At 52.2% G+C, this 15,411-nt stretch carries 12 protein-coding genes; 5 read left to right on the forward strand and 7 right to left on the reverse strand.

Features of this window, described 5'->3' with window-relative positions; all coding sequences use genetic code 11:
- Positions 1 to 449 precede the first annotated feature (449 nt).
- Complete coding sequence (locus MK110_12650) at positions 450 to 986, forward strand: peptidylprolyl isomerase (GenBank protein MCH2212146.1); 537 nt, start codon at positions 450 to 452, stop codon at positions 984 to 986.
- A 301-nt stretch (positions 987 to 1,287) separates the two neighbouring features.
- Here MK110_12650 and MK110_12655 read toward each other — a convergent pair whose 3' ends face one another.
- Both MK110_12655 and MK110_12660 read right to left on the reverse strand, forming a co-directional pair.
- Positions 1,288 to 1,710, reverse strand: a complete 423-nt coding sequence (locus tag MK110_12655; protein MCH2212147.1) for an FHA domain-containing protein — start codon at positions 1,708 to 1,710, stop codon at positions 1,288 to 1,290.
- Between the two features lie 197 nt (positions 1,711 to 1,907).
- On the reverse strand, positions 1,908 to 2,888 hold the full coding sequence (locus MK110_12660; GenBank protein MCH2212148.1) for a thioredoxin family protein: 981 nt from the start codon (positions 2,886 to 2,888) through the stop codon (positions 1,908 to 1,910).
- A 346-nt stretch (positions 2,889 to 3,234) separates the two neighbouring features.
- Between MK110_12660 and MK110_12665 the strand changes: the two genes are divergently transcribed.
- The 4 genes from MK110_12665 (at position 3,235) to MK110_12680 (ending at position 7,584) form a co-directional block, all read left to right on the forward strand.
- Complete coding sequence (locus MK110_12665) at positions 3,235 to 4,089, forward strand: hypothetical protein (GenBank protein ID MCH2212149.1); 855 nt, start codon at positions 3,235 to 3,237, stop codon at positions 4,087 to 4,089.
- A 74-nt stretch (positions 4,090 to 4,163) separates the two neighbouring features.
- Positions 4,164 to 5,618: a hypothetical protein gene (locus MK110_12670; GenBank protein ID MCH2212150.1), complete on the forward strand. Its 1,455-nt coding sequence runs from the start codon at positions 4,164 to 4,166 to the stop codon at positions 5,616 to 5,618.
- A 192-nt stretch (positions 5,619 to 5,810) separates the two neighbouring features.
- Positions 5,811 to 6,776 carry a phosphatidylcholine/phosphatidylserine synthase gene (locus MK110_12675; GenBank protein MCH2212151.1) on the forward strand — a complete coding sequence of 322 codons (966 nt, stop codon included), beginning with the start codon at positions 5,811 to 5,813 and terminating at the stop codon, positions 6,774 to 6,776.
- A gap of 142 nt (positions 6,777 to 6,918) precedes the next feature.
- On the forward strand, positions 6,919 to 7,584 hold the full coding sequence (locus MK110_12680; GenBank protein ID MCH2212152.1) for a hypothetical protein: 666 nt from the start codon (positions 6,919 to 6,921) through the stop codon (positions 7,582 to 7,584).
- A gap of 407 nt (positions 7,585 to 7,991) precedes the next feature.
- On the opposite strand, the gene MK110_12685 is transcribed toward MK110_12680, so the two are convergent.
- The 5 genes from MK110_12685 to hemE form a co-directional block, all read right to left on the reverse strand.
- Positions 7,992 to 10,181, reverse strand: coding sequence for an FdhF/YdeP family oxidoreductase (locus MK110_12685; protein ID MCH2212153.1), 2,190 nt, complete (start codon positions 10,179 to 10,181; stop codon positions 7,992 to 7,994).
- Between the two features lie 190 nt (positions 10,182 to 10,371).
- A complete protein-coding gene (gap, locus tag MK110_12690; GenBank protein ID MCH2212154.1) occupies positions 10,372 to 11,418 on the reverse strand; it encodes a type I glyceraldehyde-3-phosphate dehydrogenase in 1,047 nt (348 codons plus the stop codon).
- A 370-nt stretch (positions 11,419 to 11,788) separates the two neighbouring features.
- A complete protein-coding gene (locus tag MK110_12695; protein MCH2212155.1) occupies positions 11,789 to 12,625 on the reverse strand; it encodes an SDR family NAD(P)-dependent oxidoreductase in 837 nt (278 codons plus the stop codon).
- A 276-nt stretch (positions 12,626 to 12,901) separates the two neighbouring features.
- Entirely contained in the window at positions 12,902 to 14,353 is a 1,452-nt protein-coding gene (gene hemG / locus MK110_12700; protein MCH2212156.1) for a protoporphyrinogen oxidase, read from the reverse strand.
- Positions 14,353 to 15,363, reverse strand: a complete 1,011-nt coding sequence (hemE, locus tag MK110_12705) for a uroporphyrinogen decarboxylase (GenBank protein MCH2212157.1) — start codon at positions 15,361 to 15,363, stop codon at positions 14,353 to 14,355. The genes hemG and hemE overlap by 1 nt, the downstream gene beginning before the upstream one ends.
- Positions 15,364 to 15,411: the final 48 nt, after the last annotated feature.

Genomic DNA, 15,411 nt, shown 5'->3' on the forward strand with positions numbered 1-15,411 from the left:
CCCGCGGATTTGTCCATTACCATTACACAGCTCCTTTGCCGGACGTTGACAGGTAACGCAAATTCGGATTCGATATTGTGCTGGCAATACTTAGTCATCGCGGGATGATAAACTCTCGAATGTGTTCAGCCGTCGTGGGGGCACCGTCCGATACCTCCGAACTGTGTAACCGGCCGGACCAACGAGTGAGCATTGCATTTCTGTGATCAGCCGGGTTCAATACACGCAGAAGACGAAGTCTTCGTCGGTATACGATTTATCTGATGAAGCAGAGTCTGATGACTTGTTGTTTGGACCAGAGATATCAGACGGAAGAGCCAGGTGACGGCGGAAATAAACCGTCATTGTATTAATTGATCAATTGAGAGCCCGCCATGAGAACCTTTGTATCGTTAACTGTGGTCGCGATTGTCGGCAGCGTTGCTTCTGCAGCAAACCCGGTCGTTGTCATGAACACCAGCATGGGCGAGATTACAATTGAGCTTGATCAGGATAAGTCTCCGATTACCGTCGAAAATTTTCTGAAATATGTAGAAGAAGGCAGGTTTGACGGAACGATTTTTCACCGCGTGATCGGTAATTTCATGATTCAGGGCGGTGGTTTCGAAAAGGGGGAGCCGCCGACACAAAAGCCGACAATGAGTCCAATCAGAAATGAGGCCAGGGTCAGCGGCCTGAGTAATCTCCGGGGGACCATTGCGATGGCGAGAACCTCCGAACCGGATTCGGCAACCTCACAGTTTTTTATTAATGTTGTCGACAACAACAGGAGTCTTGATCCTGGTGGAGTTGATTCCAGTGGTTATGCCGTTTTTGGAAAGGTTACCGGCGGTTTGGCTACAGTTGACAAGATTAAGGCGGTCAAAACCGGTCCGGCTATTCTCAAGTCGCGCACGGCTAACGGGCAGCTCGTAAGCAGTCGATCGAGAGATGTGCCGCTCGAACAGGTTGTTATTGAATCTGTCCGAATTAAGCGCGACGGATAGAGACAGTTGTGTTGGTGAGCTGAGGCTGCTTCCGGCGGGTCTGCGGGAAATAAATGCGGTTGATTCATGTCGTGTTGAGACATTGAACGACCCAAAACACCGGGTAACGGCTGTACTAGGCGGGTATGATGCCGCGAACTCTTTGCGAGCTGAAAATTTGCGACGATTGGTGGAGCGTTGCTTTCAGATTCCCCGCGTGCGAACCACACTGGTCAGTCGAACCGTGACGTTGCGTGATGATGTTCGTCAGTATTCTGTTTTGACTGTGACTGATCAGCAGGCCTGGCCGGGAAAGCCCGGTTTATGTGATCAGGTCTTCATCTGAAAGCAGCATGACATCGCTGCTGGTGGATAAATTGTCTGCAGACTCAGGTGTTGGATTTGACCCGTCGTTATTTGATGTTTTGTCCTGTGATTCAGCATCGACATTGTCGGAGTCCGGGGCAAGATAGACCTGAAATGCACTGCCCGAGAATGAAATCTGGTCACCTGGCAGTAATGCTCCCCGCAATACTCGTTGTCCGTTGACTCGCGTACCGTTGGTGCTGCCCAGGTCCCGCATATAAATGAGTCCGTCTGTCTTCACCAAAATACAATGGATCTTTGAAACGGCAGTGTTTTTCAGTGGCAAATCACACAAGCGGGCGCTGCGACCCACGACCGTCACCGGACGATCGAGAGTCACCGGAGCCCCCCCGTTCACTGGTAAGAGTTGAGCAAGCATATTTATTTTTCGAAGATAAGACGTTGTCGATCGTACTTTACGGGTGATGACACGTCCGTTGGCAGTTTGGCCGGCCAGGAGAGTAAGTGTCGGACTCCAGGTTATTCATCAGCCTTTGATGGCAGGTACCAAATGTCAAGGATGCTTCGTATGAAGTGGCCACAACTGCCAATTTGATCGACTCCAGACAGCTTTCGTTAAAACGATCGGTCAGATGTTTTTGACTGCTTTTGCAGTTCTTCGATGTTGGCGACGTGTTCCGCAGGTGAGGCAATGAATTTTGTCATCAGAGTTCGAGTCTGGAATGTCCAGATCCGGTTTCGATATACGGCCGCATGTTTGAGATGCCCCGGAACAAGCCTGCCTGATTCCAGTAATGTCATTGAACAGTGGCCGTCGAGCACAGGCCAGTATTTCTCGGGCTTCAGAAAAAACTGGTTTCGCTGATCAGCGTTCCTGAAGTGCAGGATCTGACCACGATATTCCGCTGCAAACTCAGGAGTACCTGCAACCGGGTTACGTTCATCCACAACACTTGTGAGACAAATTCCATCGAATGACGGATTGATCTCCGCTGTCGGTGTATTCTGATCCGTTGAACTGCCGAGTCCCAAAGAAAAATTCGATCCGACACTGAGACGTGTTTTTGCAGGCGTTTGCCGGTCGAAAGATTGATCATCATCAGCGGTCCGATGTGGGGGAATCGGCTGATTGCGCTGTTGAGCCGCAGAAACAGCCATGACTCGGTCAGTCCGACGATACGCCGCCAGGACGGCCTGGAGTTTAGGTAACAGTTTTTTGGTTGTTTGATATCCCGTGATTCGTTCCAAGACAGTCATGTCGGCGTTGACAATCAGAATTGCCGGAAGACCTTTAATTTGCAGCTCTCTGGTCAGATCCGCGTGCCTGTCTGCATCGACCAGCAGCGGTACAAATCCACGATGTACGGTTTCCACTGTCACTGAATCGGAGAACGTAGTGCGTTCCATTTTCTTGCAGTACCCGCACCAGTCTGCAGTAAATTTTATTAGAAGCGGACGACCGGTCGCCGCGGCCTGCTGAAGAGCAGCGGGAGGGTTTGTCTGCCATTTCATATCCTTTGCCGTTGCACTCGGAGTTAGTGCAGCGACGACAGTACAAATCAGAAGTCTTTGGATTGGCCGGCCCTGGCATCTCATCGTACCACTCCACTGTTTCCCGTTTCAGATTCATTTGTCCTATTCGATGTATCGGAACCGGTTGTTCCACCCTGCGTGAACCAGGCGATGATTCACTGCGGTTTTTGAAATGAGTGGATTTTTGCGGTTCAGGGAGCCGTGAAAAATGACTTGATCGGCAGGTCCTGCCGGTTTCAGGATTCTGGCTTACGTTTACCCGTCGATTTCTGTACCCGCGAACCGGACGTTCGGTGCTCTCAATTCCGGTGTCTTCTGTGGTCACGACAAGAGATACTGTGCGACTCCCGCGGAAACCTGTATTTCGCTACGATACTGTGCAACTCACTGAGACTGCGAGTCAAATCTGATGACTGACCACATTGACGAATTTGAATCCATATTTCGTCGTGCTGAGAAAGAGCAGTTTTCCTGTGTCGACATCCCTGTTGGGAGGGTCACGCTGGTTTCAGACGGTAGTCTGGATCATGCACAAATTGTGAAAAACGATCTTTGCCGTTTCATCGGTCGACTGGATGCAGTCAAATCCTGGCGCCTGATCACTGGTGATGATTATCATACAGCAGGAGAATTGGTTGCTCTGGTGGACCAGCAGCAAACTGATCTGCTGGTCACTCATCGGCATTTGAAGGAAACATCCCGGGTACCGCAGTACAGTCTGGGTGTTTACCTGGATGTGCTTACACAAATGACTTCGATACCCGTACTGGTACTGCCCGGCACATCAGCTCATCCCATGAGGGTGGCTGATCGTGACTGCAATCGTGTTATGGTTGTGGCCGATCACATTTCCGGTGACAACCGACTTATCAACTACGGGGCGGCGATGTGCCGCGCGGGAGGAACGATGTGGCTGTGCCATGTGGAAGACGATCGGGTCTTCGAGCGCTACATGCAGGCCATTGCAAGAATCCCCGAGATTGACTCAGGTGATGCCCGAAATTTTATTGAAAATCAACTGCTGAAGGAAGCGACCGATTTTATAGAAGTGTGCTCCCGGGTGATTCATGAAGAGGGTCCAGATATCAGAGTCGAGCCTTATGTCGGGCGAGGTCACTATCTGCGGGACTATTGCAGTCTGATCAGGGATCATGACATCGATCTGCTCGTTCTGAACACCAAGGATGATGATCAGCTGGCCATGCACGGCCGAGCCTATTCACTTAGCGTCGAGTTGACAGATGTTTCCATGATGTTGCTCTAGTCAGCGGCTGCATGGTTCATGCAGCAGGTTTTTAGATTGCGTCCTGACTCCTTTAGTCAGCCATGGTATTCCCAATGCACTCAGGCGACTCAATTTTACATCTGTTTCACATGACCGGATCCGGCAGCTCTGAGTCCGTGTGCCTGCTTGCGGATGCCGGTGCTTCGCATTCGGTTCCCGGATGGATCACCGTTGTTTTTGCTGTGTTGCTGACGGCTATGGTCGTGGCACTGGCCCTGGAAGAGAAACTCCACGCAAAAAAATCGATCATTGTTGGCTCGTTTGCCGGTCTGAGTCTGATTCTGGCCACTGTGATGAAGCTGCTTGAGTTTGGTCCGGTTGAGTTGCCGGATCACACCCTGAAATCTCTGCCCATATATATCCCGTCAATAGACTGGGGTGTCATCACGATCATCCTGGGGGCAAGTCTGTTTGTGGAAGTCACCAGTCGCTCCGGAGTGTTCACGTGGATGGCGATCGTACTGACTCGAAAGTCCTGCGGAGATCCCTGGAGACTTCTGGTCTTTTACGGATTACTGACGGTGTTGTTTTCTGCAGTACTGAACAATGTGACGGCTATGATCATCATTGGGTCACTGACCACCGTGTCACTTAAGAAACTGAACCGCAACGAATTGATGCTGGGTTTTTTGATCACGGAAGGATTACTGACCAATGTTGGCGGACTGCTGACACTGATCAGCAGTGTTCCCAACATTATCGTGGGAAAGACTGCCGAAATCAGTTTTGCACGGTTTTTCGTGGTGGCAGCTCCTTATGTGCTGGTTGCGACCGCAGTCACTCTGTATATGGCGCGAAGCAGGTTCGGAATTCGTGGACTAAAAACGGAGGAAGAAAAAGCCGAAGCGCGTCGACTGGTTGACAGCTTCGATCCCTGTGAAAGTATACCCAGTAACCGTTTCTTTTGGTTTTCTGTGGTCTCACTTGTACTGTTTATCGGTGGTATTGCGGGACAGGCAGCCCTGCCGTTTGGTCTGGACCAGTTGGAGATGGGGTTTGTGGCTCTGTTTTTCGCCGGGTTTGTTTTACTGGCCTACCGCAGCGAAGTTGACAAATTCTATTCAGCAGTTGACTGGGACCTGCTGGCATTCTTCGCATCTCTGTTTGTGGTCATTCATGTCATGGAACATGCGCAGGTTCTGGCCTGTATCGGTCGGGGTATCGCCGGAATGTTGTCGCTGCCTTGGCCGGGAGATTCAGTTGTTCTCCTGTCGAGCGCCGCGGCTGCCAGTTCCGTGACTGACAATATTCCACTGGCGGCGATGCTCGCTCAGATCCTTAACACGATGAATACCGCGTCCGATTCACCGTACTGGTGGTGCGTGATTTTCGGGGCAAACCTGGGTGGTAACATCACGCCGATCGGAAGTGCGTCGACCGTGGTGGCTATGACGATTATTCATCGTCAGCGGCTCAAACTGACGTTCGGCGGGTTTGTCAGTACTGCGCTTCCGTTTGCATTGATTCAAATCATTCTTGCCGCAGTCTACGTTCTGATTGCTGTTTGAAACAGACCACTGATTCCTGGCGTGTTCTGTACAGTTGATTCTGCCGATCAGTTGTTTCCTGCGGTCTGCCAGGTGTGCCAACTTGGGAATTGGTCCGAGTTTTGTGAGATCTCGGAAATTCGATGGTACAATACGACAGATATTTCTGACATTGTATCAGCATCTCCGCCAGGTTGAACGACGGGAAGAATTGTGGATTCGGAACGAATTTCAGAACGCGGTCGACGTCGTCGAAAAGTCTTTGCGGTGTTTCCCACGTTGCTGACGCTGGGTAATGCTGTGTGTGGATTTGGTGCGATTATGATTCTGGCACGCGTTGGCCCAACGATTTCAGCGGACGTTCTGAAAATGATTGAGCCCGCAGACACGCAAAGTTTCGTGAAAGAACAAGTAGGGATCTTTGCAGAGCAAATGGTGTTGGCTTCATGGCTGATCTTTCTGGCGATGCTGTTTGATGCACTTGACGGCAGTGCTGCCCGGCTCACCAATCAGACAAGTGAATTTGGCGCTCAGCTAGACAGTCTGTGTGATGTGGTCAGTTTTGGTGTGGCGCCGGCGTTTCTTATGCTCAAATTGACCCATCCCAACAACCAACTGATGCCATCCGTGGCAGTACCACAGTTTCAGTTTGAATTCTGGCCCAGATTCCTTTCCGCGTTTGCCACGCTGTTCGTACTGTGTGCCGTCATGCGTCTGGCACGATTCAACACAGAAACTGACGAGGAAGATTTGCATGAGGGGTTCAGTGGTCTGCCTTCGCCCGCCGCGGCAGGAGTCATCGCCTCAATGCCCATTGGAATTAAGGGACTGAACGATCTTTTGGCTGAAGACGTCTCGCGATGGTCAGCGTTTGTCAGTGGTTATGTTCTGCCCGCACTGGCTGTTCTGCTGCCCTTTATAACGTTGGGGACGGCCTTGCTGATGGTTAGTCGAATCCGCTATCCACATCTCTTCAATCAGCTGGTGCGAGGAAGTCAGGGCCGTCGTCAAATCGTAACAATTGTTGTTCTTGCAGTTCTGGTCTTTACTGTTCACGAAGTCGCCATTCCCATTTTGTTCTGCTGGTTTGCGTTTACAGCTCCGGCCAGGGCTCTCTGGATTCGCTATCTTCGACAGTGGCTTCCAGGTCGTCTGAGTTCCGGTCAGGTGATGAACTGATCGGTCTGTCTGACCTTCTCATGCCTTATCGGAGGGTTGATGATGTTGTTTAGTCAGCCCAATATCGCAGTTCTTTTAAGATTCTGATAGTGTCGGCGAACAGCCTCTGTACCGTTCACGATTGCTGTTTGGAGACAACCGGATGAAACGATGCCTGTGGCTTACTCTGCTGTTCTGCCTCCTGGTTTCTGTTGTTGTCGCGCAGGATCGTTCTGCCAGGCCTGAATCCACGGTTGACAGGAATCATGAAACAAGTGTCGGGGATAACGCGGTTTCGGCTGCGGATGTGTCAGATATGACAGACGTTGTGACCCCGGAACAACAGGGAACAGAGTCCGCCTTCGAAATTTTGAGCGAGGCTAAAGATCGTGTGGATGAACTGGCCGGAACACTGGACAGAAACCAAACAGTGCAGGATGTGTCGACACAGATTCTCCGTCCGATTGCTCTGACAGCCAAACTGCTTGCGTTTCCCGAATTTTACTGGCTGGCATTTGCGCTCATGGTTTCCGGGGTTGTTAACTATGTCTTCCAGCTGGTACCTGGAAAACTTGTTGTTCTGTCCCAGGGAAGTATGAACCTTCGGGAGATTATCTCAGATTCTGCCGGTCTGGTGATCAGTGCCGTTGGACTGATACTGACGACTCAGGCAGCAACAGAGAACTCTGCTTTTTCTCAGAGTCCTGCAGGTGTCGTGTCGGCGACTGTTGCTGGTTGTATTGCCGGGTTGGTTCTTTATCGATGGAATCAGGCTGAAGAAGTGCATGCCGCTCGCGGACGTCGTCGGAAGACGCGAAAGGGCATATGATCACACTGATGATAATAAGTCGTCAGCTGCAGAGGGACTCACTCAGTGAATGGCGCAAATTTGCATGCTGATTCCGGCCCGCAAACAGTACTCGGCGTTTGACCGTTTGCGAACGGCTTCGGCACGGTCGGCGCAGAAGAGACAAATCAGGTGGATGAATATGGTGGTCAGTCTTACCTGCTAAACCTGATTGAAGAAGAATATCGCTGACCGGAGAACCGGTCAGCAGATGAATCGAGGTGAGATTCTGTAGTGTCAGTGACCATATCGGAAATAGTTCATGAAATCTGTGTCCGTCTGCTTTGAGAATCTGCCACTTTTCCGGAAGACAGTGTGAGTCGACGAGTTTTCGGCAGGTGTTTTATGGTGCCGAGAATATCTTGACCCGTCCTGATGGCGACCAGTTCTCATACAGGTTTTTCCGGACTAACTTTGACAGGAACCCCCTTGAAGCCGGGTGTCTTTGACAGAGGGTCCACTGCATGCGGGACGAGTGTATTGGCCTCCGGATAATACATGAGTACGTTGCCTGCCCGTACGTCATATTCACGAACATGACAGTAACGGATCTCTCCCGCAGAACTGGCGACTCGCACCTGCTGGTTGTTTTCCAGGCCGCGTGCATTCATGTCGTCTTGATTCATGAGCACAACATCACGTCTCTCCTGGCCTCGGTAGAGATCTTCTTCCTCGTAGACAACACTGTTGAACTGACCTTCCGAACGCACTGTCATCAGTCTTAGCTCGTTGTCCTGACATCGTGGTTCGGGCAGCGGCACCGAATTAAACGATGCTCTGCCCGATTCTGTGGAGAATTTGTAGTCCACCGGTGTGCGACCTCTAACGTGGAATTCCTGCTTCGACTCATCGATTCCCCGCATTTCTTCATAGCCGGGCACCAGTTCCCCGATCAGTTCTCTGATGGCTGCGTGACTTTTCAGAGTTTCGAAATCCACCTTACTGTTGTGTCCGAATACTTTGTGTGCGATCTCTGCAAGGATCGACACTTCACTGCGTGGACCCTGAAAACGTGCGGGGCCACCGTCACTCAGACGTACATAGCTGAACATTGATTCCTGAGTGGTCGGTTGAGATTCTTCGTCACGTGGAAGCACCGGGAGAATCATTGTTTGCTTCCCCAGCCCCCAGGCATGACCTGTATTGAGCGTCGTCGACAGGTAGCACACGGTGCCGATCGAATTCAAGGCTCCTGCGGCGTACTGCAGATCCGGGTTGCTGGCGTACAGGTTTCCGCCAAGACACAGCGAAAAATCCATTTCCCCGGCATGTGCAGCCTGCATGCACCGCATTGTGTCGTAGCCGGGTGACTTCGGCACAGTGATCCCGAGTTTTGTTTCGAGGTTTTCCAGCATCGATTGTTTCAGCGCAGGAGTGACTCCCACCGAGCCCAGTCCCTGCACATTACTGTGACCGCGTATGGGCATCATCCCGGCGTCGCGTCGTCCGATCATTCCTCGCAGTAGTGCGGTATTTGCGATCATCTGCACATTGTTGGTACCGTGCAGATGATGAGTGATTCCCATGCACCAGCCGAAGACAACATTCTTTGCCGCAAGGTACTGATCCGTGAACTCGCGAATCTGTACCTGACTCAAACCGCTCAACCGTTCGATATCTTCCCAGGCGAGAGATTCTATCGATCGCCGAAATTCATCGAATCCAAGCGTGTGGCGATCGATGAACTGCTGATCCTCTGCCCCGCGTTCCAAAATCTCACGGCAGACGCCGGACAGCATGGCCAGATCACCGCCAATATGGGGCTGTACGTACGAACTGGCGATGGGTGAACCAAATATCAGGCTGCGGACGTCACTGGGAACCCGGAAATTCCGCAGGCCCAATTCCTTCACCGGATTGACCACAATCACATTGCCGCCACGACGGCGGATTTCCATCAATGACCGCATGAGTCGCGGATGATTGGATGACGGATTAGCTCCGATGAGTATGTACAGGTCAACGTTTTTGAGGTCTTCGAGACGAATCGTGCCGGTGCCGGAACCGATACTGCTGGTCAGTCCAACTCCGCTGGCCTGGTGACAGTAATAGGAACAGTTGTTGACATAATTAGTCCCAAACTGCCTGGCGATCAGTTGCAGTAAAAATCCGGCTTCATTGCTGGAACGGCCACTGGCGTAAAAGAAACTTCGTTTCGGACCGGCAGCAGCCATACGATCAGCAAGTCGCTGCAGAACTTCGGCCCATTCAATGGGTCGATAATGAGTTGCCCCCTCTTCCAGGATGACTGGTCGAACGATTCGTCCACAAAACTCCAGTTGTCGCGATGTCATCGCCTGAAGCTGATTGACACTGTACCGGCTCCAGAAATGATCAGGGATGGCTCCCTGCATATCGGACGCCACTGCCTGCACCGATTTCTTGCACACTTCCGGAAAATATCCGCCCTCGTTGACCATGCCGCCGAGCTGGCCGCCCATACCGACAGCGCAGGTCTTACAGGCATTTTTCGACCGCAGAGCCTTCCACATCTTCCACCAGCCGACTCGGCCGGCCAGTTGCATTGTGTAGCCGATTGCCTTCCATCCGCCACCGCTGGAGGGTTGTTTCACAGCCATTGCGTCGTTTCCGGGGCTGCTGTGGAATTCGTTTGTGACCGCAGCACGGTAACCGTCATCGGGAAACGTTCCCGATGAAATTGTCCCGGACAGTCAGGTAACAGGGAAGGCAGGATGTAACGGTCAGAGATGCGGCATCTACCAAACGCTGCCATCGTCATTTCCGACAGGTTCTCGCCTGTCACCCGTGTCAGAGAACCGCCAGCTTTTCAATCAGTTCAACAGTACGGCACGAATAGCCGTATTCGTTATCGTACCAGCCCAGTACCTTGACCATGTTACCTGCCATCACAGTGGTAAAGCCCGAGTCAAAAATACAGCTGTGGGTATTGCCAATGATGTCGCTGGAGACGAGTGGATCTTCTGAATATTCCAGGATCCCACTGAGGCCATCTTCGGCAGCAGCTTTGACGGCATCGTTGATCTCTTTCGCTGTTGTGTCTTTTCCAACGATTGCGGTGAGGTCCGTTACGCTGCCTGTCACAACAGGAACTCGCAGTGACATTCCCGTTAATTTGCCATCTACCACAGGAAAGACTTTGCCAACAGCTTTTGCGGCGCCAGTTGACGTGGGAATAATATTGACGGCAGCCGCCCGCGATCGACGGGGATCGGAGTGCAGTTGATCTGCCACTTTTTGGTCATTTGTATAAGCGTGGCATGTTGTAATCAGACCGTGCTGAACGCCGCCAAAATTCTCATGAAGGACTTTGACCATGGGAGCCAGACTGTTGGTCGTGCAGCTCGCATTTGAGATGCACCTGTGATCGGCCGTTAGTTGATCGTCGTTGACACCACAGACAACGGTGAGATCTTCTCCTTTGGCCGGAGCAGAGATGACGACCTTACCCGCACCTGCGCTGATGTGTGAATCAAATCCCGGCCTGCCTTCCGCCGCCCGGCTGGTGAAGAATCCGGTCGACTCCAGAGCAATATCAACGCCCAGATCTTTCCACGGCAGATTTCCAGGATCTCGTTCTGCGCAGATTCTGATGGTGCTGCCGTTCACAACCAGGTCATCCCCGCTGACGTGAACATCGCCATCGAAACGTCCCTGAGCACTGTCATACTTAAACAGATTAGCCAGTGCTGCGGTTGCACCAAGGTCATTGATTGCCACCACTTCGATATCAGCCTGCCGTTTGTCACACTTCTGCCGAGCGATCAGGGCACGAAGTGTAATACGACCAATACGGCCAAAGCCGTTGATGCCAACTTTAACTGACGGACGTGACATAACAAATCTCTCTTCGAACTTGACTTACTCAATTACCGGTAACCGTACAGACAGCAGGTGTGAAGGCCCCCGCACGAACTCATGGCTGAGAGTGATGATTGATCCAAAATTTCGGAGTTTGGACGATTATTCCATGCACACACAGGTCATCTGAGGAATTCCCACAGTCCCTGGTTTCCCGGCCACCAACCGATCGTAACGCCGAGATCAGGCTTTGCAAGGTGGGTGGAACAGCGTCCGGCAGTTGCCTGGATTCGGGTCTCCGGTTGTACATTGGGGAAAATTCGGATTCTCGTGAATGACCATGTGATCAAGCAGGGTTCCGGGGAATCAAAGTCAGACTTTCTGCTGAGACACACTGCGAACACACCTATCCTTCAGCAGCAGAAGCGACTGATACGTCGGCCACTTTCCTGGTAAATTTCCTTGAAACTGCAAGGATCAGTTTCTCCGCCAGTCGGGGAAATAACTGCTTCAGCACCAGCACAGGCCGCACAGGAGGCCAGTTTACGATGAGTTCCGGCGGTCTTGACCGGATCCCTTTTATGACCGCACTTGCCACGGCATCGGTTGTGGTACATCCGACAGCAGCCGATGTGCCGCGGCCAACCGCAGCTGTCATCCGTTCGTAAATCCCTCCGTCCTTTGTGAATCCAGGACAGACAGCGGTTGAAGAAATTCCGCGATCCATATACTCGCCGCGGAGTCCCTCAGTGAATCCGATCAATGCCGTTTTAGTGGCACCGTAGACGGCTCCGAATGCCGGACAGTGTTTTCCCGCTGTCGATGCCATATTAATAATGCACCCGGAATTTTGCTCAAGCATTGTTGGGATGACCAGGCGGGACATCAGTAGTGCCGCGGTGAAATTGACTTCGATTGTTTTGAGGATCTGACTGACCTGGATCGTTTCATAATGTCCAAAACATTCGATGCCGGCGTTGTTGATGAGCACGTCGATTCGGCCGAAACGATCCAGTGTCTGCCGAGTCAGTTCTTTTAGATCTCCGGAACTGGAAACATCACACTTCACAGCAAGAGCTGATCCGCCCTTACTTTCGATCAGTTGCTGCAGTTCACTAAGGCTGTCGATCGATCTCGCAGCCAGCACCACACTAAAATTATCTTCAGCCAGACGGAGTGCAATGGCTCTGCCGATACCGGCGGAGGCTCCGGTGACGATCGCAACCTGTTTTCCAGCTTTCATCCTGTCGATACTCTGATGGAGATTTCGGTCTTCAGTCCGTTAACGGATTATGTCAGAGCATGGCACATCAGATGTCGCAGGTCGACAGCAGCTGATCAAAAACAAAGTGTCATCTGCTGAATCCTCCGGAACGGATCCATTAGTCTGGAATAACCCAAAACACGGGTTCACAGAAGTGCGTATTTCGCCGGTGGTCCCGAGGACGTGCTGAGTGACGTCTACGGCGCGACAGTGGTTGCCGAACAGCTGCACGATTCAGCAATCGTTCGAAACAGATCAATCTGACAAATCAGCAGAGAGACGGTCGGCGGCGGCGTAACCACTGCTGATGCAGTCAGGAATACCTACTCCATGGTAGGAGTTGCCGGCGAGTTCCAGACTGCATTGACGAGATACACGCTCGTCAATGCGATTGACCAAATTCGAATGACCGATGTGATACTGCGGCATTGCCTGCTGATATCGAATGACCGTGGCGAACCGTGCTTTTTGCGATCTTCCCAGCAGTTGTTGCTGTTCAGCGGCGACAATTTCAAGAATATCCTGATCCGGAAGGTCAAGCAGATCCGCCTGCATGGCACCACCCAGAAATGAGCGAAGCAGTACATGCCCGTTTGGTGCCCGGTTTTTGAATTTACGACTGGAAAAAGAAATGGCGAGGATGCCGCGGTCTTCAACTGCAGGTACCACCAAACCAAATGCGTCCATCGGATGTGTGAAATCACTCAGACGGTGTCCCGTCGTTACGATCGCTGTTGAGGCGAATTCGATCGTACTCAGGTCGTTGGCCAGGGTTGCATCGACGGTCTGCAGTATCCCGGCACTGACCCGTGACGGAGTCGTCAGTATCACTCCCTGGAACGATATTTGATTCTGACCGGCAATTCTTACGTGCCAGCCACCCGTCGGTTCATGTGTCGGTTTGACAGAATCTACAGCGGTATTGAAATGCACCTTCGCCCGGCCGGATGATTCCAGTGCTGATACGATCGATGCCACAATTGATGACAGGCCTGTGGCATGCGTGGCAAACAATCCATAGCGTGCACCGCTTTCCGACGGCTGAGAGTCCTCAGGTCCGGACCGTTTATCCGCCAGAACTGCCCGAATGACACTGCCATACTGTCGTTCCATTTCGAGGAACCGGGGCAAAGTAGCTTTGAGGCTTAGTCGTTCCGGATCAGAAGTGTAAATCCCGCCGACCAGAGGCTGCACGAGTCGATCAAATGTTTCTGTTCCGAAGCGGCGACGAACAAAAGATGCCAAACTCTCGTCGTCATCGGTGGACTTTCGCGGCCGAAAAATTTCGGACAGCAAACGTAGTTTTCCGGCGAACGACAGAATCGGCGTTTTTAAAATTGCTGACGGCCTGGCAGGCGCCATCAGCATGAAGCCTTCCGGAACGGGAACCGGACGACCACGACGGACGACAAGGGAACGACGATGCTGCTCATCCGTTCCCGTCAGTTGGTCTGTGATACCAAGATCGCTGCACAGTTGCAGCCCCCCCGGTTTATTTGTGATGAAGGCATCCGGACCATGCTCGATCAGAAAACTGTCCCGGCGTTCGGTTTGAATAACACCGCCTGCACGTGACGACTCTTCCAGCACGTCAACATACAGATCCTTGTTTTGCTGAATCAGTCTGAGCGCTGCAGCCAGTCCCGTGATCCCCGCACCTATGACGGTCACACGCCGCTGTCTCTGAGACACGGCTGCAGCCGACATCAGCGGGCTCCCAGTTCATGAACATAATCAACAACGGCTTTCACATGATCCGGATTCATGTTCGGCATCACTCCGTGACCGAGATTAAAAATGTGGCCGGGACGACCGTTTGCCTGATTGAGAACATCCTGCACACGCTGCTTCAGAATAGGAAGTTCGGAATACAGAGACACAGGATCCATGTTTCCCTGAACGGCAACATCCGGGCCAAAAATATCCCATGCGTCATCCAGGCTGATTCGCCAGTCAACTCCCATGACCTGACCGCCGGCATCCTTCTGAGACGGTAAAAGTGCAGGATTGCCGGTGAGAAAGCTAATCACAGGAGCATCTGCACTCACCGCGTCAATGACGCGTTTTGTATGAGGCATCACATAGCGACGATAGTCAGAAGGGGACAGACACCCGGCCCAGCTGTCAAAAAGCTGGACGGCCTGGCATCCGCAGGCAATCTGTTCGCGAAGGTACATAATGACTGAATCAACCAGCGTGTTCATCAGCGCAGTCCAGGCTCCCTCATCATTGTACATGATTGATTTCGTACACACCCAGTTTCGGGAGCTTCCGCCTTCGATACAGTATGAAGCCAGTGTAAAGGGGGCCCCTGCAAATCCCAGCAGCGGAATGTTGTCCGGCAGTTCGCGTCGAATCATTCTGACCGCGTCAAATACGAACCCCAGCGGTTCGACCGCATCCAGAACCGTCAGGCGGTCCACTTCCTTTGCGTGTTTGATCGGATTATGGATCACAGGTCCCTCGCCTTTAACGTACTCGAGGTCTATGCCCATGGGCTGCAGCATTGGCAGCAGGTCGGCAAACAGAATGGCCGCGTCGACTCCAAGAACGCTGCGCGCCGTGAGGGTGACTTCGCAGGCCAGTTCGGGTGTCCTGCATAATTCAATAAATGTCACCCTGTTGCGGACGGCCATGTACTCCGGAAGGTAGCGGCCAGCCTGACGCATAATCCACACCGGCGTTGTTTCTGTAGGCTCCCGGCGTACCGCCTTCATCATGAGGCTGTTTTGAACGACAGAGTCTGTGTGTGGTCGGGTCATGGC

Source organism: Fuerstiella sp. (assembly GCA_022447225.1).
GTDB lineage: Bacteria > Planctomycetota > Planctomycetia > Planctomycetales > Planctomycetaceae > S139-18.